The 22,792-nt window shown below is 71.0% G+C and carries 24 protein-coding genes and 1 pseudogene; 12 read left to right on the forward strand and 13 right to left on the reverse strand.

Annotated elements, in window-relative coordinates; all coding sequences use genetic code 11:
* Positions 1 to 329 (reverse strand): annotated as a pseudogene (locus HNR28_RS13300) (hypothetical protein); the annotation flags it as partial.
* A gap of 120 nt (positions 330 to 449) precedes the next feature.
* Here HNR28_RS13300 and gltX point away from each other — a divergent pair.
* Positions 450 to 1,871 carry a glutamate--tRNA ligase gene (gene gltX, locus HNR28_RS13305; protein ID WP_151025327.1) on the forward strand — a complete coding sequence of 474 codons (1,422 nt, stop codon included), beginning with the start codon at positions 450 to 452 and terminating at the stop codon, positions 1,869 to 1,871.
* 93 nt (positions 1,872 to 1,964) lie between these two features.
* Here gltX and HNR28_RS13310 read toward each other — a convergent pair whose 3' ends face one another.
* Complete coding sequence (locus tag HNR28_RS13310; protein WP_043685048.1) at positions 1,965 to 2,450, reverse strand: hypothetical protein; 486 nt, start codon at positions 2,448 to 2,450, stop codon at positions 1,965 to 1,967.
* 135 nt (positions 2,451 to 2,585) lie between these two features.
* Here HNR28_RS13310 and HNR28_RS13315 point away from each other — a divergent pair, with 135 nt between their 5' ends.
* From HNR28_RS13315 to HNR28_RS13325, 3 genes are all read left to right on the forward strand, one after another.
* Entirely contained in the window at positions 2,586 to 3,026 is a 441-nt protein-coding gene (locus HNR28_RS13315; protein ID WP_043685051.1) for a CopD family copper resistance protein, read from the forward strand.
* Positions 3,027 to 3,384: 358 nt separating this feature from the next.
* Positions 3,385 to 4,011, forward strand: a complete 627-nt coding sequence (locus HNR28_RS13320) for a hypothetical protein (protein ID WP_043685054.1) — start codon at positions 3,385 to 3,387, stop codon at positions 4,009 to 4,011.
* A 155-nt stretch (positions 4,012 to 4,166) separates the two neighbouring features.
* A complete protein-coding gene (locus HNR28_RS13325; protein ID WP_043685057.1) occupies positions 4,167 to 4,730 on the forward strand; it encodes a YggT family protein in 564 nt (187 codons plus the stop codon).
* Positions 4,731 to 4,831: 101 nt separating this feature from the next.
* On the opposite strand, the gene HNR28_RS13330 is transcribed toward HNR28_RS13325, so the two are convergent.
* The 7 genes from HNR28_RS13330 to HNR28_RS13360 form a co-directional block, all read right to left on the reverse strand.
* Positions 4,832 to 5,329, reverse strand: a complete 498-nt coding sequence (locus HNR28_RS13330) for an outer membrane lipoprotein (RefSeq protein ID WP_043685060.1) — start codon at positions 5,327 to 5,329, stop codon at positions 4,832 to 4,834.
* Between the two features lie 55 nt (positions 5,330 to 5,384).
* Positions 5,385 to 6,332, reverse strand: a complete 948-nt coding sequence (locus HNR28_RS13335) for a carbohydrate kinase family protein (RefSeq protein WP_043685063.1) — start codon at positions 6,330 to 6,332, stop codon at positions 5,385 to 5,387.
* A 15-nt stretch (positions 6,333 to 6,347) separates the two neighbouring features.
* Complete coding sequence (locus HNR28_RS13340) at positions 6,348 to 7,598, reverse strand: zinc-ribbon and DUF3426 domain-containing protein (RefSeq protein WP_244978305.1); 1,251 nt, start codon at positions 7,596 to 7,598, stop codon at positions 6,348 to 6,350.
* A 14-nt stretch (positions 7,599 to 7,612) separates the two neighbouring features.
* Positions 7,613 to 8,527 (reverse strand): 50S ribosomal protein L11 methyltransferase, encoded by a 915-nt coding sequence (gene prmA, locus HNR28_RS13345; RefSeq protein WP_151025325.1) that lies wholly within the window; start codon positions 8,525 to 8,527, stop codon positions 7,613 to 7,615.
* An 8-nt stretch (positions 8,528 to 8,535) separates the two neighbouring features.
* Positions 8,536 to 9,882 (reverse strand): acetyl-CoA carboxylase biotin carboxylase subunit, encoded by a 1,347-nt coding sequence (gene accC, locus HNR28_RS13350; protein ID WP_151025324.1) that lies wholly within the window; start codon positions 9,880 to 9,882, stop codon positions 8,536 to 8,538.
* A 5-nt stretch (positions 9,883 to 9,887) separates the two neighbouring features.
* Complete coding sequence (gene accB / locus HNR28_RS13355) at positions 9,888 to 10,340, reverse strand: acetyl-CoA carboxylase biotin carboxyl carrier protein (RefSeq protein WP_184142946.1); 453 nt, start codon at positions 10,338 to 10,340, stop codon at positions 9,888 to 9,890.
* Positions 10,341 to 10,621: 281 nt separating this feature from the next.
* Positions 10,622 to 11,104, reverse strand: coding sequence for a TlpA family protein disulfide reductase (locus tag HNR28_RS13360; RefSeq protein ID WP_244978298.1), 483 nt, complete (start codon positions 11,102 to 11,104; stop codon positions 10,622 to 10,624).
* 226 nt (positions 11,105 to 11,330) lie between these two features.
* Between HNR28_RS13360 and mpl the strand changes: the two genes are divergently transcribed.
* The 6 genes from mpl to HNR28_RS13390 all read left to right on the forward strand — a co-directional run bounded on the left by mpl (position 11,331) and on the right by HNR28_RS13390 (position 18,396).
* A complete protein-coding gene (gene mpl, locus HNR28_RS13365) occupies positions 11,331 to 12,722 on the forward strand; it encodes a UDP-N-acetylmuramate:L-alanyl-gamma-D-glutamyl-meso-diaminopimelate ligase (protein ID WP_151025213.1) in 1,392 nt (463 codons plus the stop codon).
* 24 nt (positions 12,723 to 12,746) lie between these two features.
* Positions 12,747 to 14,624 carry a ribonuclease catalytic domain-containing protein gene (locus HNR28_RS13370; RefSeq protein WP_151025212.1) on the forward strand — a complete coding sequence of 626 codons (1,878 nt, stop codon included), beginning with the start codon at positions 12,747 to 12,749 and terminating at the stop codon, positions 14,622 to 14,624.
* A 35-nt stretch (positions 14,625 to 14,659) separates the two neighbouring features.
* Positions 14,660 to 15,547 (forward strand): energy transducer TonB, encoded by an 888-nt coding sequence (locus HNR28_RS13375; RefSeq protein ID WP_244978299.1) that lies wholly within the window; start codon positions 14,660 to 14,662, stop codon positions 15,545 to 15,547.
* A complete protein-coding gene (mtgA, locus tag HNR28_RS13380) occupies positions 15,544 to 16,254 on the forward strand; it encodes a monofunctional biosynthetic peptidoglycan transglycosylase (RefSeq protein WP_043685085.1) in 711 nt (236 codons plus the stop codon). The genes HNR28_RS13375 and mtgA overlap by 4 nt, the downstream gene beginning before the upstream one ends.
* 112 nt (positions 16,255 to 16,366) lie before the next feature.
* Positions 16,367 to 17,542, forward strand: coding sequence for an LPS export ABC transporter permease LptG (gene lptG / locus HNR28_RS13385; protein WP_151025211.1), 1,176 nt, complete (start codon positions 16,367 to 16,369; stop codon positions 17,540 to 17,542).
* Entirely contained in the window at positions 17,539 to 18,396 is an 858-nt protein-coding gene (locus tag HNR28_RS13390) for a symmetrical bis(5'-nucleosyl)-tetraphosphatase (RefSeq protein ID WP_151025210.1), read from the forward strand. The genes lptG and HNR28_RS13390 overlap by 4 nt, the downstream gene beginning before the upstream one ends.
* A gap of 72 nt (positions 18,397 to 18,468) precedes the next feature.
* On the opposite strand, the gene HNR28_RS13395 is transcribed toward HNR28_RS13390, so the two are convergent.
* The 4 genes from HNR28_RS13395 to HNR28_RS13410 form a co-directional block, all read right to left on the reverse strand.
* The gene (locus HNR28_RS13395; RefSeq protein WP_151025209.1) at positions 18,469 to 19,212 is read right to left on the reverse strand and encodes a lysophospholipid acyltransferase family protein; all 744 of its coding nucleotides are present in this window, start codon (positions 19,210 to 19,212) and stop codon (positions 18,469 to 18,471) included.
* 88 nt (positions 19,213 to 19,300) lie between these two features.
* Complete coding sequence (gene ruvX, locus HNR28_RS13400; RefSeq protein WP_244978306.1) at positions 19,301 to 19,705, reverse strand: Holliday junction resolvase RuvX; 405 nt, start codon at positions 19,703 to 19,705, stop codon at positions 19,301 to 19,303.
* Between the two features lie 136 nt (positions 19,706 to 19,841).
* Positions 19,842 to 20,438 (reverse strand): YqgE/AlgH family protein, encoded by a 597-nt coding sequence (locus tag HNR28_RS13405; RefSeq protein ID WP_151025207.1) that lies wholly within the window; start codon positions 20,436 to 20,438, stop codon positions 19,842 to 19,844.
* A 256-nt stretch (positions 20,439 to 20,694) separates the two neighbouring features.
* The gene (locus tag HNR28_RS13410) at positions 20,695 to 20,859 is read right to left on the reverse strand and encodes a rubredoxin (protein WP_043685094.1); all 165 of its coding nucleotides are present in this window, start codon (positions 20,857 to 20,859) and stop codon (positions 20,695 to 20,697) included.
* A gap of 185 nt (positions 20,860 to 21,044) precedes the next feature.
* Here HNR28_RS13410 and thiD point away from each other — a divergent pair, with 185 nt between their 5' ends.
* Positions 21,045 to 21,854, forward strand: coding sequence for a bifunctional hydroxymethylpyrimidine kinase/phosphomethylpyrimidine kinase (gene thiD, locus HNR28_RS13415; protein WP_151025206.1), 810 nt, complete (start codon positions 21,045 to 21,047; stop codon positions 21,852 to 21,854).
* A 190-nt stretch (positions 21,855 to 22,044) separates the two neighbouring features.
* Positions 22,045 to 22,773: a thiamine phosphate synthase gene (gene thiE / locus HNR28_RS13420; protein WP_184142949.1), complete on the forward strand. Its 729-nt coding sequence runs from the start codon at positions 22,045 to 22,047 to the stop codon at positions 22,771 to 22,773.
* Positions 22,774 to 22,792 lie beyond the last annotated feature (19 nt).

Here is a 22,792-nt window from a genome sequence, read left to right on the forward strand (position 1 = left end):
GACCAAGAGCGCCGAGGCCATCCTCGCGAAAGTCGCGCGTGCAAGAGCGGCCACAGCTGGGTATAAATAATCGTATTAATAAAACACCACACTAGCGCGGCCGGCAGCAGGGCGGGATCCAGGCACAGCAGGGCCATGTCCAGGCGCTGGCCCTCCTGCAGGAAATCCAGCCGCTGGGGCATCTGCCAGCGGCCGTCGTCGCCGATGCGCACGTCGGCGATCCGGCCCTTGAGCAGGGCGGGCGGCGTTCGCACGACGGGCAGTTCGCGTGAACTCAGGATCAGCAAGGAGCGCGGCTCGAACAGGGCCGCCAGGCGGTGGCGCAGCATGGACAGGACTCCGGACGCCCCCGAACGGGTCGTCCCTTAAAATAGCATATCGACCTTCCGATTCTACAGGGGTTCGCCGGCATTTTGTTGCAGTGCACCAACCCCACCCGAACCATCACCATGACCGACTCCTCCACGCGCCCCGTGCGCACCCGCTTTGCTCCGTCCCCCACCGGCTACCTGCACCTGGGCGGCGCCCGCACCGCCCTGTTCTCCTGGGCCTTCGCCCGCCACTTCGGCGGCACCTTCGTGCTGCGCATCGAAGACACGGACCTGGAGCGCTCCACGCCCGAGGCCGTGCAGGCGATCCTGGACGGCATGCAGTGGCTGGACCTGAAGGCCGACGAGGGGCCGTTCTACCAGATGCAGCGCATGGACCGCTACCGCGCCGTGATCGCCGACATGCTCGCCCAGGGCACGGCCTACCACTGCTACAGCACGCCCGAGGAAGTCGAGGCCATGCGCGAGCGCGCCCGCGCGGTCGGCGCCAAGCCGCGCTACGACGGCACCTGGCGGCCCGAGCCCGGCAAGACCCTGCCGCCAATCCCGGCCGGCGTGCAGCCCGTGGTGCGCTTCCGCAGCCCGCAGGACGGCGTCACCGCCTGGGACGACCTGGTCAAGGGTCCCATCAGCTTCGACAACGGCGAACTCGACGACCTGGTGATCGCCCGGCCCGACGGCACGCCCACCTACAACTTCTGCGTGGTGGTGGACGACTGGGACATGCGCATCACCCACGTCATCCGCGGCGACGACCACGTCAACAACACCCCGCGCCAGATCAACATCCTGCGCGCCCTGGGCGGCGAGCTGCCGCGCTACGGCCACGTGCCGATGATCCTGGGGCCGGACGGCGAAAAGCTCTCCAAGCGCCACGGCGCCGTCAGCGTCATGGAATACGACCGCATGGGCTACCTGCCCGAAGCCATGGTCAACTACCTGGCGCGGCTGGGCTGGAGCCACGGCAACGACGAGCTCTTCACCCGCGAGCAGTTCGTGGAATGGTTCGATCCGCGCAACCTCAGCCGTTCGGCCGCCCAGTGGGATCCGAAGAAACTGAACTGGGTCAACGCCCACGCGATGCGCGCGCTCGATCCGGCCGACCTGGCCGCGCGCGTCGCGCCGCGCATCGTCCGCCGGGGCGGCGATCCCGCGTCGGCCGACCTGCCGGCCATCATGGCGCTGCTGCGCGATCGCGGCGAAACCCTGGAAGACCTGGCCGAAGGCGCCATGCTGTTCTGCGGCCCCTACGCGCCCGCCGACGACGCCCTGCGGGCGGAAGTCCTGGACGACGCCGCGCGCGTCCTGCTAGAGGACTTCCGCCAGCGGGCCGAGGCCCTGCCCGCCTGGACCGAGGCGGAACTCGACGGCCTGATCAAGGCCATCCTGCGGGACCACGGCGCCAAGATGCCGAAGCTGGCGATCCCCCTGCGGGTGGCCGTCACCGGCCACAAGCACACCCCGTCCATCGGCGCCGTGCTGGCCCTGCTGGGCCGCGAAACCGTGCTGGAGCGCCTGGCCGCCAGCCTGGCCCGGTCCTGAGCCCGCCTGGCCCGGCGCGGATCCGGGTCCTGATCCGCGCCCGTCCCGCGCTTTCGCCGCGGGGCGCGGCGCGGGGATTCGTCCACGGATTCGCTAGAACGGCAGGCGGTAGCCCGGCGACATGCGTCGCGCCTTGACGGCGCCGGACGGGCCGTTCATGCGCAGTTCCGTCGCATCGACCCGCTCCACGCGGTGGCGGTTGGTGTAGATCGGGTCGTCCAGGTTCACCGGCGAGCCGTTCGATTCCAGGGTGCGCAGCACCAGCGTCTGCCCTTCGCGCGACCAGCAGCCGGCTTCGTACAGGCCCTGGGACGGCGTGCGCGGACGTTTGATCTGCTCGACGTAGCTCATGGTGCCGTCGGCGTTCAGCGTGTAGAGCGTGCGCAGCGCGCCCGCCACGCCTTTCTGCGAACTGACCGACAGCCAGTTGCCGACCAGGGGGTCGCCCGCCGCGGCGGGCGTGCAGGACGGCCGGGCGGCCTCGGCCGGAGGCTGGGCCGGCTTGATCGGCGCGCAGGCGGCCAGGGTGCCCAGGAGGACCGCGCAGGCGGCCCAGGCATGAATACGAATGCGATCCATTGCTTGATTCCCATCCATGACAAATGTCATCCAATACCCGGGATCGGCGCAGGGCCGCAGCGGGACCGCGGGGCCTGGCGGCCTACAATTTCCCGGTGCGCGCGCATCCAGCGGGCAAGCCATCATTCTACCGACATGAGCCACTCACTACTCGTTACGCTGCACCTGTTCGCCGCCATCCTGTTCGTGGGCACGGTCTTTTTCGAGGTCCTCATCCTGGAAGGCATCCGCAAGCCGCTCGGCCGCGAGGCCATGCGCAACGTCGAGCTGGCCATCGGCCGGCGCGCGCGGCGCATCATGCCCTTCGCCATGATCGTGCTGTTCGGCGCGGGCCTGGGCATGGCCTGGCAATTCCGCGAATCGCTTGCCCATCCCTTCGCCAGCAGCTTCGCCACGCTGCTGTGGATCAAGATCATCCTGGCCTTCAGCGTGCTGGGCCATTTCATCACCGCCATGACGCTCAGCGGCACCGGCAAGCTGAAATCGCGCCATTTCCAGCTCATCCACATCAGCGTTTTCTGCCACGTCGTCCTGATCGTCTTTCTCGCCAAGGCCATGTTCTACCTGACATGGTGAATCCGGCCGGACGGAGCGGGCACGCCGGAGCATTCGCGTGGAAATCGGCGCGAACGCCCGCTTGAAAATCCATCCGGCGACACGCGTGAAAACGTGCGTGGAAAACCGCCCCGAAATACCCGCGGAAACGGGGTCCGGAAATAGGAACGCGACTTTTTCGAGACAGGCGCAATCGAATATCGATCTCATCGGGTGTCGCGCCTGGAATAGTGCTTGGAACGCGACAGGGCTTACGCTAGACTTGAAGGCGTGCAATATTCGTGATATTGCGCGCCTGCGCCATTTGAGATGAGCCGCACGCCCCGTGGGGGTCATATCAAATGGGTGGACACCCTCTTCGATCCCAAGGAGCATGACGATGGCAACCGCCAAGAAGGCCTCTGTCGCACCGGCCAAGAAATCCGCAGCCCCGAAGTCCGCACCCAAACCGGCAGCCAAGAAGTCCGCCCCGGCCGCCAAGCAAGCCTCCCCCGCAACCTCCGTCAAGAAAGCCGCTCCGGCCAAGAAAGCCGCGCCCGCCAAAAAGGCGGCGCCGGTGAAAGCCGCCGCCAAGAAGGCCGCCCCCGCCAAGAAAACCGCCGTCAAGGCCGCCGCCAAGAAAGCCGCGCCGGTGAAGTCCGCGGCCACCAAGGCCGCGCCGAAGAAAGCGGCCGCGACCAAGACCGCCGCGGCCAAATCCGCTGCAACCAAGACCGCCGCCACGAAGACCGCGGTGAAAAAGACCGCCGCCAAGACCGCCGCCCCGGCCAAGAAAACCGCGGCCAAGACCGCGGCGAAAAAAGCGCCGGCGAAAAAGGCCGCCGCCAAGAAGGCGGCCAAGGCCCCCGCGAAAAAGGCGGCCAAGCCGGCCGCCGCATCCGAGCCTGCGCCGGCCAAACCGGCAGCCAGGAAAGCCGCCGCCAAGCCCGACACGCCCGCTCCCGAGGCGCGCACCGACGCCAACCCCGCCGGCGCCTGGCCCTTCCCCACCGGCAAGCGGCCCTGAGCGCATCGGCCCGTCCTTTCCCCGGGGCGGGACATACGCGGCACACCAGGCCCGGCGGCATCCGCCGGGCCTTTTCATTCGCCAGACACGGGCGCTTGATGCGACAATGAGCGCTACTCAATGACCGCTGTTTTTCCGCAGCCTACGAGCACCGCATGGCCCAAGACATCCTGCAGTTCCTGATCGACATCGTTTTCCAGCTCTTCGGCATCGCCCTGATCCTGCGGGCCTGGATGTTCGCCATCCGCCTGCATCCCTTCAACCCGTTTTCCCAGGCCATCCTGCGGGCCACGGAATGGCTGGTGCGGCCGATCCGCCGGATCGTGCCCGGCAGCGGCCGGTTCGACTGGTCCAGCATCCTGGCCTGCTGGCTCACGGCGATCCTGTATCTGCTGCTGACCTGGCTGGTCGCCATGGGCGGCCTGATGCCCGCCGCCTCGGCCATCGGCCCCCTGCTGCTGTCGGGCCTGCTGGTCGGCCTGAAATGGCTGTTCAACGTGATCGTCTGGGTGACGCTGATCCAGGCCATCCTGTCCTGGATCAATCCCCTGTCGCCCATCATGCCGGTGCTCTACACCCTGACCGCGCCGCTGCTCGATCCCATCCGCCGGATCCTGCCGCGCATGGGCGGGCTGGACCTGTCCCCCCTGGTGCTGCTGGTGCTGGCCCAGATCGCCATGATGGTGCTCAATCACCTGGTCTTCACGACCTTCGGCTGAGCCGGGCCCGGGCGATCCACCCGGCCGATCACAATGCAAAGGCCCGGCAATGCCGGGCCTTTGCGCATCCGGGAAGCCCAGATCGATGACGGCGGCGCGAATTACATCGGCACGACGCGGGTGGGGCCGCCGCCGCTGATCACCTGCACGCGCTGGCCGGAACTGAGCGGCACGTCGGCCGCCTGGGCGATGACGCGGGTTTCGCCGTTGTCCAGACGCACGGTGATTTCCAGGCCGTTGGTCTTGCCCACCTGGTTTTCGATCGCGTTGCCGGCCAGGCCGCCCAGCAGCGCGCCGCCGATCGAGGTCAGGATCTGGCCGCGGCCGCCGCCGATGGCGCTGCCCGCCACCCCGCCCAGCGCCGCGCCGCCGATCGCGCCGACGCCCGAAGGCTTGTCGGACTGGATGACCACGGAGCGCACGGACACCACGGTGCCGTAGCGCACGATCTGCTCCTGCTGGGCCTGGCCGTAGGTGTAGACCGAGCTGGAGGCGGACTGGTTGGCGCAGCCGGCCAGGGCGAGCAGCGACAGGGAGATCCCCGCGGCGGCGGCGAGGCGCGCCGCGCGGGACGAGAATGCATGGGTGAGGATCGCCATGGGCTGACTCCTGGAGTGAGAAAGAAACGCCCCCGAAAAGGAGGCCGTGCCCGGCTCAGGCGAGCGGGCCCGCGTCGATGCCGTAGTGCGTCTGCAGCGCCGCCGCGACGTCGGTGCGCGACGGGCCATGGTTTTGCGGACCCCTGTGGGCGATTTTAAAGCTGCCCATGACGTTCGCCAAGCAGCAGGCGTCGCGCAGGGACCAGCCGTGCGCCAGGCCGTACAGCAGGCCGGCGCGGTGCGCGTCGCCGCAGCCGGTCGGGTCCACGATGCGGGCCGCGGGCGGGGCCGGAATGTCGGTGCGTTCCTCGCCCACGAACAGCGAGGCGCCCTCGCCGCCACGGGTCACCACCACCGCCTGCAGGCCGGCGGCGAGCGCCTGGATGGAGCGACCCGTGCGCTCCTCGATCACGCTGGCCTCGTAGTCGTTGGCGGTCAGGATGCTGGCCATGTCCAGCATGCGCAGCAGCTCGTCGCCGTCGAACAGCGGCATCGCCTGCCCCAGGTCGAAGATGAAGGGGATGCCCGCGGCCCGCAGGCGCTCGGCGTGGACGAACATGCCTTCCTTGGAATCGGGCGAGACGATGGCCCAGCACGCGGCGTTGCCGCTCAGGTCGTTCTCGGCCGAACGCAGCATCGCCCCCGGGTGGAACGAGGCGATCTGGTTGTTTTCCTGGTCCGTGATGATGTGGCACTGCGCCGTGTAGGTGTCGGGCAGCACGCGCACCAGGCGGGTGTCGATGTCCAGCGCGCGCAGGCGCTGCAGGTAGTCGTCGGCATCCTGGCCCACGGTGCCGACGGGCACGGGCCGCCCGCCCAGCAGCTTCAGGCTGTAGGCGATGTTGCCGGCGCAGCCGCCGTATTCCTTGCGCAGCAGGGGCGCGAAGAACGACACGCTGAGGGACTTGATGTTGTCGGCCAGGATATGGTCGCGGAACCGGCCTTCAAACACGGCGATGGTGTCGAAGGCGATGGAACCGCAGATCAGGACGTCCTTGGACATGGCGGGGGAATTCCTTCAGGGATAGAAGAGGTCGAGCTGGTAGCCGTTGACGCGGACGCCGCTCACGGTCAGGGGGACGCGCACCAGGACTTCGCTGAGGGCGGCGAAGGGCTCGGCGGCGCGGGCGGCCCCCAGGTAGTCGGCGGGCGACAGGTTGCGGCGCACCAGCAGCGTGCCGGCGGCGTCCTTCAGGTCCAGGATCAGGGTCGGCCATTCCTGCGGCTGTTCGGCGCGGTTGCGCAGGGTGGCGTGCAGCACGAAATGCTGCTCGGCGGACGCCTGGCCGTCGGCCCCGCCTTCGGTCCGGCCGCCCTCGGCCCGCCCGGTCCCGGCGCGGCCGGCCGCGGCGCCGGCATCGGCCGCCTTGAGCGCGGAGCCGGTGATGGCGATGTGGGCGATGTCCCGCGCATAGGGCACCTGGCAGCGCAGCGGCACGCAGGCGCGTTCCAGCGCCGGCCGCAGCGCGGGCACCATCCGGGCGATCTGGGCACGGTAGACGTAGACGGCCTGCGCGGCCAGCAGGACGAGCAGCAGGATGAACAGCAGCCAGGCGCCGAAGCGCAGCAGCGCATCCCACCAGCCCGGGGCATCCTCGTCGCGCAGCAGGGGGGCGGCCGAGCCGCCCTGGCTGCGGTGCCCCGGCCGGGCCTCGACCACGAAGGGCGCCTCCTGGGGAGGCGGCTCGGCCCGGCCGAAGACCGGCGCGGCGCCGGCATCGGGCACCCAGCCCTCGTCGGCCAGGATTTCCTCGACCGGCCGCGGCGCCGGCCCGCCCGCCGCCTGGCCGAGACGGGGCTCGGGGCGGTCGTCGGGCCAGGGCGCGACGCCGATGCGGAACACCGGCGCCGGCTCGGACTGGGGCCGCCCCGCCACCGGGCGGCCGGAGCGGATCACCTGGGGCGGCGGCTCGGCCGCGGGCCCGGCGGGCCCGGCCGATGCGGCCGATGCGGTGAAGGACGGAGAGGCGGCGTAAGGCGCGGAAGGAACGGAGGGCGCGGACGGAGCGGGCGGGGCGGCAGAAGCGGGCGGAACGAAGGGGACGGATGATGCGAACGGGGCGGAGGGCGCGGACGGCGCTTGGGCGGCGGCCGGGCGCGGCGCCGCCGGGGACGCCGGCGTCTCGGACGCATCGGAGACCACCTCGGCATAGCCGTCGAAGATATGGGCGCACTGCACGCAGCGGATGTAGCCCTTGCGCAGCTGCAGGTCGGACAGGCCCGCCTGGAACACGGTCCCGCATTTCGGGCAGCGCGTGGTCAGGTCCATCGCCACGGCGCCCTTCAGTCCCTGCGCCCCGTCAGGCAGACCCAGCCGTCGCGGGCCGCCCAGACGTGCAGGGGCAGGTGCGGCGCGTAGGCCTGGCAGACCTCGTCGGCCTGGCGCTCCAGCACGCCGGAGAGCGCCAGCCGCCCACCGGGGGCGACCCGCGCCGCCAGCATGGGTGCCAGGAGCTTGAGCGGATTGGAGAGGATGTTGGCGACCACCACCTGGCTGGCGCCGGCGGGCAGATCGTCGGGCAGGCAGGCCTGGACGTCCACGCGGTTGGCGGCCGCGTTGCGGGCCGTGGCCAGCACCGCCTGTTCGTCGATGTCCACGCCCCGGGTCGGGCCGGCGCCCAGCAGGCGCGCGGCGATCGCCAGGATGCCGGAGCCGCAGCCGTAGTCCAGCACGGTCTCGCCGCCCTGCAGATGGGCCGCGAGCCATTCCAGGCACAGGTGCGTGGTGGGGTGGCTGCCGGTGCCGAAGGCCAGGCCCGGGTCGAGCTCGATGCGCACGATGCCGTCCCGGGCGCCGGCCGCGGGCAGGCCGGCATCGTCGCGGTGCCAGCTCGGCACGATCCAGATGCGCTCGCTCACGACGATGGGGCCGAACTGGGACTGCGTCAGGCGCACCCAGTCGGCGTCCGGCACGTCGCGCAGGCGCCAGTCGCCCGCCCCCGGCGCGGGCCCGGCCAGGCCGTCCAGCGCGGCCAGCAGGTGGGCGGGATCGTCGCCGTCGGCCAGCAGGGCCACCAGGCGGTTGCGCCGCCAGGCGAGGACCTCGGGCTCCGTGCCCGGCTCGCCGAACAGCGCCCGTTCGTGCTCGGTGTCGCCGTCGGCGTCCTCGACGGACACCGCCAGGGCGCCGGCTTCCAGCAGGGCGTCGGACCAGGCCTCGGCCTGGCTTTCCGCGCAGTTCAGCACCAGCTCTCGCATGCCGGACCTCAGGCGCGCGCGGCGAGCTTCTGTTCGAGGTAGTGGATGCTGGTGCCGCCTTCGACGAATCGGGCGTCCTGCATCAGCTCGCGGTGCAGCGGGATATTGGTCTGCACCCCCTCGACGATCATTTCCGACAGGGCGATGTCCATGCGCATGATCGCCTGGTGGCGGTCGTCGCCATAGGTGATGAGCTTGGCGATCATCGAGTCGTAGTAGGGCGGCACGGTGTAGCCGGTGAACACGTGCGAATCCATGCGCACGCCCGGGCCGCCCGGCGTGTGCCAGTTGGTGATCCTGCCGGGGCTGGGCGTGAACTTGTACGGGTCCTCGGCGTTGATCCGGCATTCGATCGCATGGCCGCGCAGGTGGACGTCGCGCTGGCGCAGGGTGAATTTCTCGCCGGCGGCGATGCGCAGCTGCTGCTGGACCAGGTCGATGCCGGTGATCATCTCGGTGATCGTGTGCTCGACCTGGATGCGGGTGTTCATCTCGATGAAGAAGAATTCGCCGTTCTCGTAGAGGAATTCAAAGGTGCCGGCGCCACGGTAGCGCATCTGGCGGCAGGCCTCGGCGCAGCGTTCGCCGATGCGCTCGACCAGGGCGCGCCCGATGCCCGGGGCGGGCGCCTCTTCGATGATCTTCTGGTGGCGGCGCTGCATGGAGCAGTCGCGCTCGCCCAGCCAGACGGCCTTGCCCTCGCCGTCGGCCAGCACCTGGATCTCGATGTGGCGCGGGTTTTCCAGGAATTTTTCGAGGTAGACCTCGGGATTGTTGAAGGCGGCGCCGGCCTCGGTGCGCGTCATGGCCACCGCGTTGAGCAGGGCCGCCTCGGTGTAGACCACCCGCATGCCGCGCCCGCCGCCGCCGCCCGCGGCCTTGATGATGACCGGATAGCCGACCTCGGCGGCGATGCGCTGGATTTCCCTGGGGTCGTCGGGCAGCGCGCCGCCCGAACCCGGCACGACCGGCACGCCGGCGGCGATCATCGCCTGCTTGGCGCTGACCTTGTCGCCCATGGTGCGGATGCTCTCGGGACGCGGTCCGATGAAGACGAAGCCGCTCTTTTCCACGCGCTCGGCGAAATCGGCGTTTTCCGACAGGAAGCCGTAGCCGGGGTGGATGGCCTCGGCGTCGGTGACTTCGGCGGCCGAGATCAGCGCCGGCATGTTCAGATAGCTGTCGCGCGGCGTGGCCGGCCCGATGCAGACGGATTCGTCGGCCAGGCGCACGTATTTGGCATCGCGGTCGGCCTCGGAGTGCACGACCACGGTCTTGACGCCCAGCTCGCGGCAGGCGCGCAGGACCCGCAGGGCGATTTCGCCGCGATTGGCGATCAGGATTTTTTCAAACATGGCGCTCAGGCGATGATGAACAGGGGCTGGCCATATTCGACCGGTTCGCCGTTCTCGACGAGGATTTCCTTGATGACGCCGGACTTGTCGGCCTCGATCTCGTTGAGCAGCTTCATCGCCTCGATGATGCACAGGGGATCGCCTTCCTTGACGGCCTGGCCGACCTCGACGAAGGCCGCGGCATTCGGATTGGGCGAACGGTAGAAGGTGCCGACCATCGGCGCCTTGACCTGATGGCCCTGCGGAGCGGCGGGCGCCGGGGCGGCGGCCGGCGCGGGGGCGGCCGCGGGCGCGGCCACGACCTGGGCCGGCGCGGCGGCCACGGCCACCGGGGCGCCCGCGGCGGGCTGGGCGAACTTGACGATGCGGACCTTGCCCTCGCCCTCGGTGATTTCCAGTTCGGCGATACCCGAATCGGCCACCAGGTCGATCAGCGTTTTCAGTTTTCGGAGATCCATGACGATAAATTCCTGTGTGCTGGCCCATACGGGGGGCGGGCCGTTCGATGGTCGGATCCGGGCGGCGAAAACAAATGCGCCGTCGGTCCGACCCCGGCGATGCGGGGAGAATCCACGACGGCCACATGTGTTGCTGCTGCCAGCGGGCAGCCCAGGACTCCTGCCCGAAGCCGCCTGATCCTGGGTATGAGGGTACCCTTCAAAGCGCCTTTTTACGCTAAAACCGCCGATTTGTCCATAAAAACAGCCCTGCGAGGGGCCGGAACGCTAATTATTGAAACTTAAAGTATCTGCCCCAGCCGGACCTCGATGTCGTCCGGCCTGAGTTCGCCCATGACCGAATCGGCGACGCGGCCGCGGCGGTCGAACAGCAGGGTGAACGGCAGGCCGCCGCCCTTGTTGCCCAGCTCGCGCATCAGCGGGATGCCCTGGGTGCCGGTGAGCAGCAAGGGATAGGACACCTGCACCTTTTTCAGGAAGCGCTCGACGTTGGCCTGGGTGTCGATGGCCAGCCCGAGCACGGCCAGGTCGGGATGGCGCTGGTGCAGGGTTTCGAGCAGGGGCATCTCGCGCACGCAGGGCGCGCACCAGCTGGCCCAGAAATTCATCAGCACCGGCCGGCCCACATAGGCCGACAGGGCCTGGTCGCGGCCCTGCAGATCGGCGAAGGTGCGGCCGAACACCGGATCGGCCGGCAGCATCGAGGCCGCCGCGCCGCGCGCGCCCGCCGCGAGCCCGAGCGTTGCCAGGGAAACCGCGTGCAAGAATTTCCGCCTGTCCATGTAGGGAACATGCTCCATGCTGTCCGTCCGTCCCGCGGCCCGCAGGCCGCCCGGATTCGTCAGGCGCGCCAGGGTCCGCAGGGACCCAGGCGCGTCCGGCCTCGTCCATCATAGCATCGGGCCGCGGCGCGGGCCGGTCCGGGCGGCGGCGGCCCGCAAAGCGGAAGCCCCGGCCCGCGCACCCTTACAATACAGGCCGGAGGATACGATGCACGTACACATACTGGGAATCTGCGGCACGTTCATGGGCGGCCTGGCCCTGATCGCCCGCGCGGCGGGCCATCGGGTCACCGGCTGCGACGCGGGCGTCTATCCGCCCATGAGCACGCAGCTGCGCCAGCAGGGCATCGACCTGATCGAAGGCTTCGACGCCGGCCAGACCGGCCTGGGCGCGGACCTGTACGTGGTCGGCAACGTGGTCAGCCGGGGCAATCCGCTGATGGAGGCCATCCTGGACCAGGGCCTGCCCTACACCTCCGGCCCCCAATGGCTGGCCGACCACGTCCTGGGCGGCCAGCACGTCCTGGCGGTGGCGGGCACGCACGGCAAGACCACGACCAGCGCCATGCTGGCCTGGATCTTCGAGCAGTCCGGCGAGCCCGCCAATTTCCTGATCGGCGGCGTGGCGCCCGACCTGGGCGTCTCGGCCCGCTACGACCCGGCGCGGCGCCACTTCGTGATCGAGGCCGACGAATACGACACGGCCTTCTTCGACAAGCGCTCGAAGTTCGTCCACTACCGGCCGCGCACCGCCATCCTGAACAACCTCGAATACGACCACGCCGACATCTTCCCCGACCTGGCCGCGATCGAGACCCAGTTCCACCACCTGGTGCGCACCGTCCCGGCATCGGGGCATCTCGTCCGGCCGGCGGCCAGCGACGCCCTGGACCGCGTCCTGGCGCGCGGCTGCTGGACCCCGGTCGAGACCTTCGGTCCGGGCGGCGACTGGCAGGCGGAGCCGGAAACGGACGACGGCCGGCGCTGCCGCATCCTGCACCGCGGCCGTCCGGCGGGAACGCTGGACTGGTCGCTCGCCGGCGCCCACAACCAGGCCAACGCCCTGGCCGCCCTGGCCGCCGCCCGGCACGCCGGCATCGCGGCGGAAGACGGCATCGCCGCCCTGAACCGCTTCCAGGGCGTGCGCCGCCGCCTGGAACTGCGCGGCACGCGGGACGGCGTGGCCGTCTACGACGATTTCGCCCACCACCCCAGCGCCATCGCCACCACCCTGGACGGCCTGCGCCGCCGCGTCGGCCCGCACACCCGCATCCTGGCGGTGATCGAGCCGCGCTCCAACACCATGAAGCTGGGCACGATGGCGGCCCGGCTGCCGGCGGCGCTGGCCGGCGCCGACCGGGTCTTCTGCCACGGCGCCACCCAGGGCCGCCACGCCCTGGGCTGGGATCCCCGGCAGGTGCTGGCCGGCCTGGGCGAGCGCCTGTGGACGGGCGACGACCTGGACGCGCTGGCCGACGCCGTGTGCGACGCGGCGCAGCCCGGCGACCAGGTGCTCGTCATGAGCAACGGCAGCTTCGGCGGCATCCACCAGACCCTTCTCGACAGGCTGGCGCGCCGCCGCCCCCGGTCTTCCCCCTGAACCCAGCGGTCCCCTTTCTCCTGTATGCACGTTCTCTACGAAGACGCCGGCAAGCTCAAGGCCGAAACCATTTTCTCCGAAGCCGACACCTCGCTGCAGGTCGAATCGGCCAGCGGCAAGCGCAGCAAGATCAAGCGCAACGCCGTGCTGTTCACCTTCGAGCAGCCCGCGCCCGACACCCTGCTGCCCGCGGCCGAAACCCTGGCGGCCACGCTGGACGCGGGCTTCCTGTGGGAATGCGCGCCACAGCAGGAATTCGAGGCCGCCGCCCTGGCCGAGGAATATTTCGGCCACGCGCCCGACGCGGTGGAGAAGACCGCCACCATCCTGGCCCTGTCGGCCGCGCCGGCCTATTTCCACCGGCGCGGCAAGGGCGCCTTCCGCCCCGCGCCGCCCGACATCCTGCAGGCCGCGCTGGCCGCCATCGAGAAAAAGCGCCGCCAGGCCGAGTTGCAGGCGGAATGGACCGAGGCGCTGCTGGCGGGCACGCTGCCCGACGCCCTGAAGCCCGTCGCCGCCACCTTCCTGGACCGGCCCGACAAGAACACGCTGGAATGGAAGGCCTTCGACGCCGCCGTGCAGCAGTCCGGCATCAGCCCCGAGCGGCTGCTGCTGTCGCTGGGCGTCTGGCCCCACCCCCTGGCCATGATGCGCGACCGCTTCCTGTCGGCCCACTTCCCCCGCGGCACGCAATGGCCGCCCGTGGAGGTGCAGGACTGGGGCGCGGACCTGCCGCAGGCCGAGGTCGAGGCCTATTCCCTGGACGACGCCAGCACCATCGAGATCGACGACGCCCTGTCGGTCTCGATCCCCGCGCCCGGCACGGTCCGCGTCGGCATCCACATCGCCGTGCCGGCCCTGGCCGTCACGCGCGGCAGCGCGCTGGACGAGCAGGCGCGCGCGCGCATGTCCACCGTCTACATGCCGGGCGACAAGATCCCCATGCTGCCGCGCGAGCTGATCGCCGCCTTTTCCCTGGACGAGGGGCAATGGCGCCCGGCGCTGTCGCTGTACGTCACCGGCCGCGTGGCCGACGGCGAGATCCTGGAAGCCGAGACCCGTCTGGAACGCATCCGGGTGGCCGCCAACCTGCGCCACGGCCGCATCGACGAGGTCACCGAGGCCGCGCTGGCCGATCCGGCGGCGCCCCTGCCGCACGCCCACTGGCTGCGCCCCCTGTGGCAGCTCGCGCAGGCGCTGTGCGCGGTGCGCGACCGCACGCGCGGCAAGCCGGAAAACAACGACCGCATCGAATACGGCTTCGAGATCGACGGCCCGCCCGACGACCCCGATTCGATCGTGCGCCTGGTGCCGCGCCAGCGCAATGCCCCGCTGGACCGGCTGGTGGCCGAATACATGATCCTCGCCAATACGCAGTGGGGCGCCCTGCTGGCGCGCCACGGCGTGCCCGGCATCTACCGGTCCCAGCAGATGGGCCGCACGCGCATGTCCACCCAGGCGCTGCCGCACGAATCCATCGCCGTGCCGCAGTACATCTGGTCGACCTCGCCGCTGCGCCGCTACGTGGACCTGGTCAACCAGGGCCAGATCCTGGCGGCGGCCGAGCACGGCGTCTCCGCGCGCCTGGCGGCGCCCTTCAAGCCCAAGGACGCGGACCTGTACGCCCTGATCGGCGCCTTCGATTCGCAATACACGCTGTGGGGCGAATTCCAGTCCTCGATGGAGCGCTACTGGTGCATCCGCTGGCTGCAGCAGCAGGGCCTGAAGGAAGTGCGCGCCCACGTGCTGCGGGAAAACCTGGTCCGGCTGGCCTGCGCGCCCTTCGTCACCCGCATCAACGGCCTGCCCGAATACGAGCGCGGCCACGAAGTGCGGCTGGATATCCTGGGCTACGATGAGATCGGCCTGGACATCGAGTGCCGCCTGCGGGAAGCGGGCTAGGGCCCGGCCACACTACTTCGGGGAGTCGCGTTGCCATGGACACGCTGCCGCTGCGACTGCTGGAATACCGGCACGAAGGCCGCGGCCGCATGGCGGCGGCCCTGCTGCTGTCCCTGGCCGCCCACGCCGCGCTGCTGGCCTGGCACGGCGCGCCCCCCGCGCCGCCGGCGACGCAGTCCTCCACGCTGGAAGTCACCCTGGTCAACAGCCGCAGCGAGCAGGCGCCGCTGAATCCGCAGGCGCTGGCCCAGCAGGATCTGGACGGCGGCGGCGACCAGGCGCAGGGCATGGCCTCGTCCCCCCTGCCCCGGACCACCGACGGCAGCGCCGAGGAAACCGTGCTGGCCGCGCTGCGGCGGCGGCAGGCCGAACTGGAGGCCGAGCAGCGCCGCCTGCTGGCGCAGCTGGAAGCCCTGGACACCGTCCCGGCGGCCCGCCCCGCCCCGGAACTGCTGGGCCGCAGCGCCGAGCCGGGCGAGGACGACCGCCAGCAGGACAGCCTGGTGCTCAGCGCCCGCATCGCCGCCCTGAAGGAGCGCATCGAGCGCTACAACGCCCTGCCCCGCCAGACCTTCACCGCGCCGTCGGCCCGGGCGTCGGACGACGCCCGCTACGTCGAGGCCTGGCGCCAGCGCATCGAGCTGATCGGCACGCAGCACTACCCGCCCGAGGCGCGCGGCCGCATCTACGGCGACCTGCAGCTCACCGTCTACATCCGGCGCGACGGCAGCCTGGATCACATCGAATTCGACCGGCCCTCGGACAAGGCCGTCCTGAACAGCGCCGCCCGGCGCATCGTCGAACTGGCCGCGCCCTTCGACCCGCTGCCGCCGGAACTGGCGCGCCACACCGACATCCTCGCCATCACGCGGACCTGGCACTTCACCCGCGACGGCCTGGATACGGGGGCGGGGGCGCCATGAGCGCGCCGGGCCGGAAAATCATCACCACCGTCCTGCTGGCGGCGCTGTGCGCCGCCTTCCTGTACCAGATCGGCCTGCTGGGCATGGTGGTCTGGTTCAACTTCCGCAATCCTTCCGCCACCCCCATCATGCGGGACACGCTCAACGCCCTGCGGGCCGACGATCCCCAGGCCCGGCTCGCCTACGAGTGGGTGCCGTACGAGCGCATCAGCACCCACCTGAAGCGCGCCGTGATCGCCTCCGAGGACAGCGGCTTCGTCGACCACGACGGCGTCGAATGGGACGCGATCCGCAAGGCCTGGACCTACAACCAGCGCCAGGCCGACCTGGGCCGCGCGCGGCGGCGCGGCGGCTCCACGATCACCCAGCAGCTCGCCAAGAACCTGTTCCTGTCGAATTCGCGCAACTACCTGCGCAAGGGCCAGGAGCTGATCCTCACCTACATGATCGAGGGCGTGATGAGCAAGCGCCGCATCCTGGAGCTCTACCTGAACGTGGCCCAGTGGGGCGCCGCCACCTTCGGCGCACAGGCCGCCGCGCGGCACTACTTCCGCACGGACGCGGCGCGCCTGTCGGCCGGGCAGGCCTCGCGCCTGGCGGCCATGCTGCCCAACCCCGCCTACTACGACCGCCACGGCGCCACCGCCTACCTGCAGTCCCACGCGGCCACCGTGCGCGCGCGCATGCGGCAGGTGGCGGTGCCGTAGGCGGGCGCGCCCGGAAAGGACGCCCCTCCGCCGGGAAACGCCGCGGGCGGACGCGGCCCCGGTCTTCGCCGCCGTTCGGGGTACTATTGAGGTTTCCTCCGCGTTTCCGTCCATGCGCACGGCCCGTCGCTACATCGCCCGCGAAATCTACCGCTCGACCGCCGTCGTGCTGGTGGCGCTGGTCGGCCTTTTCATGTTCTTCGCGCTGATCGAAGGCCTGGACAAGGTCGGCCAGCGCCTGACCCTGCTGAACCTGTTCTACCTGCAGGCCCTGGACGTCCCCAACCACCTGTACGAACTGCTGCCCATCGGCCTGCTGATCGGCGCGGTGCTGGCGCTGGCGGGGCTCGCGCAGCGCAACGAACTCACCATCCTGCGGGCATCGGGGGTCAGCGGCATGCGCCTGCTGGCGGCCCTGTGGCTGATCACCATCCCGCTGGTGCTGGGCGCCTTCGTCCTGTCGGAATTCATCACCCCGGCGGCGGAACTGCGCGGCAGCGAATCCCGCCTGGCGCTGCTGGGCCGCACCGACGGCGGCCGGCTGTCCAGCGGCTACTGGTTCAAGGAAGCCGACGACCGGGGCGGCACCCGCATCATCAACATCGGCCAGCTCTCCGGCAAGGGCCGCGTCGACGACGTGATGCTCTACGAATTCGCCGGAGACGGCGCGCTGCGGGCCACCGTCCAGGCCGCCGCGGGGCAGTTCGAGCAGGGACGCCTGGTGCTGCGCGACCTGACCGAGACGCGCATCCACCCGCAATCCGCCGACGCCCTGGCCGATGCCCGCATTCCCGCCGCGCCCATCAGCGAGCTTGTCCACCTGGACCAGCGCGTCGTCCCCACCTCGCTCACGCCCGAACGCCTGATCGCCCGCATCCTCACGCCCGAGCGCATGGCGATCTCGGACCTGCTGGACTACATCCGCTATCTGAAGCAGAACCAGCTGCAGACCGACCGCCAGGAAGTCGCCCTGTGGCGCAAGATCGCCTATCCCTTCACCCTGCTGGTCATGGTCACCATCGCCGCGCCGATCGGCTTCATGCAGACGCGCCGCGGCGGGGTCGGCATCAAGGTGTTCGCCGGCATCATCCTGGGGGTGGGCTTCTTCATGCTCAACCAGCTGGCCCTGAACGCCGGCATGCTGGGCGACTGGCCGCCCTGGGCCACGGCGCTGGTGCCCAGCCTGGCCGGCCAGGCCGCCGCCCTGCTGGCCCTGCTGGGCATGGAGCACCGCCACCCGCTGTCCATGTGGCTGCGCCAGCGCCGGCTCCAGCGGAGCCCCGCATGACGCTTGCGTCCGTGTCCGAAGCATCCCCGGCGGCCGACGCCCCCGGGGGCGACGTCTGGGTCATCGGCGACGTGCAGGGCTGCGCGGGCGCGCTGCGCGCCCTGCTGGCCCATCCCGAGCTCGCCCGCCCCGACACCGAGCTGTGGTTCGCCGGAGACCTGGTCAACCGCGGCCCCGATTCCCTGGGGGCGCTGCGCCTGATCCGCGCGCTGGGCGCCCGCGCCCGCCCCATCCTGGGCAACCACGACCTGCACCTGCTGGCCGTGGTGGCCGGAGTGCGCCCGCCGGGCAGGTCCGACACGATCCAGGACGTCCTGGACGCGCCCGACGCCGCCGAACTGATCGACTGGTTGCGCCACCTGCCGCTGCTGGTGCGCGACCGCGGACACGTCATGGTGCACGCCGGCATCCTGCCCGCCTGGACCCTGGAGCAGGCCCAGGCCCTGGCCGGCGAGATCGAAACCGCGCTGCGCCGGCCCGACTGGCACCCCGCCCTGCACGACCTGTACGGCGAGGAGCCCCTGCAATGGGACGACGCCCTGCGCGGGCCGGACCGCATGCGGGTGATCGTCAACGCCCTGACCCGCATGCGGGTCTGCCATGCCGACGGCCGCATGGACTTCCACCACAAGGGCGAACCCCACGCCACGCCGGGGATGATGCCCTGGTTCGAGCTGCCCGGACGGCGCGACCCCGCCGTGCCGGTGATCTTCGGCCACTGGTCCGCCCTGGGGCTGCACATCCGTCCCGACGCGATCTGCCTGGATACCGGCTGCGTCTGGGGGCGTGCGCTGACCGCATTGCGGCTGCGCGACCACCGCATCATCCAGCAGGACTGCGCCGCCTGCCGCTGAGGCCGCGCGCGGCCCCGCCCGGCCGTGCAGCGGCCGCGATCCCCCCATGGATTCCCGCCGGGACCGGCGCGCTCACTCGCCGCGCACGGCCGCGCGGATGGCGGCATGCGCGCGGCGCGCCAGTTCGCCCCGCACCGGAGCGTCCTGCGGCGGGATCGGCGCCAGGAAGACGCATTCGACCGTCACGCCCCGGGCCCCGAGCAGGAACCACAGGTTCGCCACCAGGGTCTGTTCGCCGACGAAGGCCAGTTCCGGCGCCCGCCGGCCGCGCTTGAGGAAGCGCAGGGCCACCGGCTGCGTCGGCACGCCGGCCCGCACGGCGGCGTCGAACAGGCCCGCGTGGAAGGGCAGCACGTCCGCGCCGTCCGTGGTCGTGCCTTCGGGGAACAGCCCGACGGCCTCGCCCCGCTCGAAACAGGCGCGCATCTGGCGGCCGGCGGTGCGCACCGCGTGCCGGGAGCGCCGGTCGATGAACAGCGTGCCCGCCCAGGCCACCAGCAGGCCGATCACCGGCCAGCGCCGGATGTCGCTCTTGGCGACGAAGGACGTGGTGCGCACGCCGTTGAGCACGAAGATGTCCACCCACGAGACGTGATTGGCCACCCACAGGACGGCGCCCCGTTTCACGGGCTCGCCCAGGCGGCGCACGCGGACCCCGCACAGCCATAGCAGTCCCCGCGACCACGCGCCCACGACCTGGCGCCGCCGGCGGCGGCTCAGGGCCGGAAACACCACCAGTTCGGTCGCCAGGCCCAGCAGGACCCAGACCGACACGCAGACGAAACGCAACAGGAACAGAAACGGCGCCACCGGCATCCTCCGCCCCGAACGGGCAATGGCGCTCATCATACCCGGGCGGGCGGCCTGGCCGCCGGGCGCGGGCGGGGGCTGGTCCGATCCGGCCTCACCGTGGACCGGCGGCGCCCGCACGCGCCGGGTCGTCGAGGTAGCGCTGCAGGATCACGGCGGCGGCCATGGCGTCGTCCGGCGCGCGGCTGCCCAGGAGCTGCTGGGCCTCCAGGCTGGAGCCGCGCTCGTCCACCAGCACCACGCGCACGCGGAAGCGTCCTTCGATCTGGTGCGCGAAGCGGCGGCTGTGCTGCGAGGCGGGCTGTTCGCCGCCATCCAGGGTGAGGGGCAGCCCCACGATCACGCGATCGGGCTGCCATTCGGCCAGCAGGGCGCCGACCTGGGCGAAACGCTGCGCGCGCGTGGCGGGCGTCAGGATGCACAGCGGGCGGGCATGGTTCGTCAGGGTGTTGCCCAGCGCCACGCCGATTTTCTTCAGGCCGAAATCGAAGGCCAGCAGCGTCTGCTCGGATGGGAGCGCTTCGGCCCGAGGGCCGGAGCCGCTCCGCCCCTGGGCGGGGGTGGCTTCGGCACCGGACAGACAGGGCCTCGCTCGATCCTGCCCGGAAGGGCAAGGCTCGCGCTGCGGCACGGGGTCAGGCATGGCCCGCGTCGCTGGCCAGCATCGAGGCGCGGATGCCCAACTGGGCCAGGGCGGCGTCGTAGCGGTCCTCGGCGGGCGTGTCGAACAGGATGTCGTTGGACGCCAGCACGTTCAGCCAGGCGTTGCGGGCGAGCTCGTCTTCCAGTTGGCCCGCGCCCCAGCCGGCATAGCCCAGCGTCACCAGCAGCCGGGACGGGCCGTGGCCCGCGGCGACGTCCTGGAGCACGTCGCGGGACGTGGTGAGCGCCACGTCGCCGCCCAGCTCGATGCTGGAGCTGTATGTGCCGCGCGGCACGTGCAGCACGAAGCCGCGGTCGGTCTGCACCGGGCCGCCGAAGAAGACCGGCGCGTTGCGCACCGGGCCGATTTCCAGGGACAGGGTCAGGTCGATGCGCTGCAGCAGGTCGCCGATGGTGAGATCGGTGGGCCGGTTGATCACCAGCCCCAGCGCGCCGTGCTCGGTGTGTTCGCAGACGTAGATCACGGTATTGGCCAGCTCGCCCGACACCATCCCCGGCATGGCCAGCAGGAACTGCCGGGACAGGTCGATGCGTGAACCGGCGTCGGAAACATGCGGTACTGTCGTCATGGCGGTCCCCTTGTAGTCCGGCCCCGAGGGAGCCTCTGAATAAGTCGAGCGGAAAGCGGGCGCCGCGGATCGGGATGGGATGCAAGGCGCGAACCGCAGCCATGACCGGTGCCATGGCGAGGATGAGCAACGCCGCAGACCGCCCGAGTCCGCAGATGCACGCGGCGCGAGGACTTGTTCAGAGGTTCCCCGTGCCCATGATGCTAGAGTATCAGAAACGCCCTCGAACACCCACAGGGCCTGTGGGGACGAAGCCTCAGATCTCGATCAATTCAAAGTCTTCCTTGCGGGCGCCGCATTCGGGGCAGACCCAGTTGGGCGGCACGTCCTCCCAGCGCGTGCCGGGCGCGATCCCGTCTTCCGGGAAGCCGGCCGCCTCGTCGTAGATCCAGCCGCAGATCAGGCACATCCAGGTTCGCATGGCAATCAAATCCTCATCTTCTCCGATCGGGCGGGCGCAGGGCGGTCCGCAGGGGAGCGCCCCGCATCCGGCCTCATGCATTCGACTCATTCGATTAGAATGGGTGCCATAGTACACAAACCGCCGTACCCCGACCGCTGTACATCAACCGCCGGCCGTGGCGACCGGCCGCTTCTTCCGCCGTCATGCCCGCGCCCGACTCCCCTTCCGTCCCCCTGCCCCTGATTTTCGGTCCGTTCGATCCCAGCGGGGCCAGTCACCTGCCGATCGACGCGGTCATTTGCGCCGGCCTGGGCGCGCACGCCGGGTCGGTGGCCACCGCCATCCACGTCCAGGATACCGCCGGCACGGAAACCATCCAGCGCCTGACGCCGGACCTGATCGACGACCAGGCCCGCTGCCTGCTGGAAGACATGGCCATCGGCGCGCTGAAGATCGGCCCGCAGTACGACCCCGAAACCATCTCGACGCTGGCGCAGATCGCGGCCGACTACAGCGCGCTGCCCCTGGTGCTGCAGCTGAGCGCGCCGCCGCCGGTGTCCGACCTGGAAGACCTGGACCCCGAGGAAACCGTCGGCGCGCTGCTCGAACTGCTGGTGCCCCAGGCGCACATCGTCGTCGTCGACGCCCGCCTGCCGGAGCAATGGGCCGGCCAGGGCCTGCTGTCCTCGGCCCGGGCCGACGATCCGATCGGCGCCCTGCACGAATTCGGCGCGCCGCTGGTCCTGTGCTGCAATGCGGCGCTGGGCCCCGGGCTGAACGGCCTGATCCTGCACGCGCAGGAGCCGCCCGGCAGCCGCTGGCCCTGGCCCACTCCGCGCGTGCGCACGGGCGACGCCGAAAGCCTGCTCGCCACGGTGCTGTGCTGCCTGCTGGCGCGCGGGCTGGACCCGGCGGAGGCCGTCCCCCAGGCCGTGGCCACCGCCACCGCCCTGCTGGAGCGGCACTTCCACCCCGGCATGGGGCAGCGCATCCTGCTGCACGCCGCGCCATGACCGCCGCACGCCGCGCCATGACCGCCGCACGCCCCGCCATGTCCGCCGCATGCCGCATTGCCTCACGCTTGCCCATGGCCATCGCATGCCGCGCCGATTCACGCGCCCTCATGCCCGCCGCATGCCGTGCCGCTTCGCGCTGCGCCACGACGCATTCCGTCCCGGCCTCCCGCCGCAGGAGGGCGGTCCGATGAGCGCGCGGGACACGACCCGTTTCCCGCGCGGCCTGTACGGCGTCACGCCCGACTGGGCCGACACCGACCGCATGCTGGCCGCCATCGAACAGGCCCATGCCGGCGGCATGACCGCCCTGCAATGGCGCCGCAAGCACGGTGCCCAGGCCGAACTGCGCGCCCAGGCCCGCGCGGTGCGCGAGCTGTGCCTGCGGCTGGGCCTGGTCCTGATCGTCAACGACGACTGGCGCCTGGCGGCCGACCTGGACGCCGACGGCGCCCACCTGGGCCGCGACGACGGCGCCGTCGCCCAGGCGCGCCTGGCGCTGGGCTCGGACAAGCTGATCGGCTGCTCCTGCTACGACCAGCCCGGGCTGGCCGCCCGGCGGCTGCAGGACGACGCCGACTACATCGCCTTCGGCGCGATGTACCCGTCCCGCGTCAAGCCCGAGGCCGTGCACGCCACCCTGGGCCACGTCCGCGCCGGCCGCCGCCTGGCCGAGGCGCATGCGTCCGGCGCCCCCGCCGGCGCCATGGCCGGCCGCGAACCGCTCGCCGGCGCGCCGCGGCATCCGCGCGCGGCCGTGGTGGCGATCGGCGGCATCACCCCCGACAACGCCGCCCCCGTGATCCAGGCGGGCGCCGACAGCATCGCCGTGATCAGCGCCCTGTTCGAGGTCCCCGACATCCGCGCCGCCGCGCGGCGCTGCGCCGCCCTGTTCGACGCCGATGCCGGCCGCCCATGAACTCCGTCCGGCCGCGTCC

This window comes from Castellaniella defragrans (assembly GCF_014203015.1).
Lineage (GTDB): Bacteria > Pseudomonadota > Gammaproteobacteria > Burkholderiales > Burkholderiaceae_B > Castellaniella > Castellaniella defragrans.

Bases quoted from the DNA above. Each gene is read 5' to 3' on its own strand.
- HNR28_RS13325 (WP_043685057.1), top strand. From the start codon at position 4,167: ATGGCCCAAGACATCCTGCAGTTCCTGATCGACATCGTTTTCCAGCTC.
- HNR28_RS13390 (WP_151025210.1), top strand. From the start codon at position 17,539: ATGACGCTTGCGTCCGTGTCCGAAGCATCCCCGGCGGCCGACGCCCCC.
- HNR28_RS13375 (WP_244978299.1), top strand. From the start codon at position 14,660: ATGGACACGCTGCCGCTGCGACTGCTGGAATACCGGCACGAAGGCCGC.
- thiE (WP_184142949.1), top strand. From the start codon at position 22,045: ATGAGCGCGCGGGACACGACCCGTTTCCCGCGCGGCCTGTACGGCGTC.
- accB (WP_184142946.1), bottom strand. From the start codon at position 10,340: ATGGATCTCCGAAAACTGAAAACGCTGATCGACCTGGTGGCCGATTCG.
- HNR28_RS13310 (WP_043685048.1), bottom strand. From the start codon at position 2,450: ATGGATCGCATTCGTATTCATGCCTGGGCCGCCTGCGCGGTCCTCCTG.
- HNR28_RS13405 (WP_151025207.1), bottom strand. From the start codon at position 20,438: ATGACGACAGTACCGCATGTTTCCGACGCCGGTTCACGCATCGACCTG.
- HNR28_RS13330 (WP_043685060.1), bottom strand. From the start codon at position 5,329: ATGGCGATCCTCACCCATGCATTCTCGTCCCGCGCGGCGCGCCTCGCC.
- lptG (WP_151025211.1), top strand. From the start codon at position 16,367: ATGCGCACGGCCCGTCGCTACATCGCCCGCGAAATCTACCGCTCGACC.
- HNR28_RS13335 (WP_043685063.1), bottom strand. From the start codon at position 6,332: ATGTCCAAGGACGTCCTGATCTGCGGTTCCATCGCCTTCGACACCATC.
- HNR28_RS13410 (WP_043685094.1), bottom strand. From the start codon at position 20,859: ATGCGAACCTGGATGTGCCTGATCTGCGGCTGGATCTACGACGAGGCG.
- accC (WP_151025324.1), bottom strand. From the start codon at position 9,882: ATGTTTGAAAAAATCCTGATCGCCAATCGCGGCGAAATCGCCCTGCGG.
- gltX (WP_151025327.1), top strand. From the start codon at position 450: ATGACCGACTCCTCCACGCGCCCCGTGCGCACCCGCTTTGCTCCGTCC.
- prmA (WP_151025325.1), bottom strand. From the start codon at position 8,527: ATGCGAGAGCTGGTGCTGAACTGCGCGGAAAGCCAGGCCGAGGCCTGG.
- HNR28_RS13315 (WP_043685051.1), top strand. From the start codon at position 2,586: ATGAGCCACTCACTACTCGTTACGCTGCACCTGTTCGCCGCCATCCTG.
- HNR28_RS13340 (WP_244978305.1), bottom strand. From the start codon at position 7,598: ATGGACCTGACCACGCGCTGCCCGAAATGCGGGACCGTGTTCCAGGCG.
- mtgA (WP_043685085.1), top strand. From the start codon at position 15,544: ATGAGCGCGCCGGGCCGGAAAATCATCACCACCGTCCTGCTGGCGGCG.
- HNR28_RS13370 (WP_151025212.1), top strand. From the start codon at position 12,747: ATGCACGTTCTCTACGAAGACGCCGGCAAGCTCAAGGCCGAAACCATT.
- HNR28_RS13395 (WP_151025209.1), bottom strand. From the start codon at position 19,212: ATGCCGGTGGCGCCGTTTCTGTTCCTGTTGCGTTTCGTCTGCGTGTCG.
- mpl (WP_151025213.1), top strand. From the start codon at position 11,331: ATGCACGTACACATACTGGGAATCTGCGGCACGTTCATGGGCGGCCTG.
- HNR28_RS13320 (WP_043685054.1), top strand. From the start codon at position 3,385: ATGGCAACCGCCAAGAAGGCCTCTGTCGCACCGGCCAAGAAATCCGCA.
- thiD (WP_151025206.1), top strand. From the start codon at position 21,045: ATGCCCGCGCCCGACTCCCCTTCCGTCCCCCTGCCCCTGATTTTCGGT.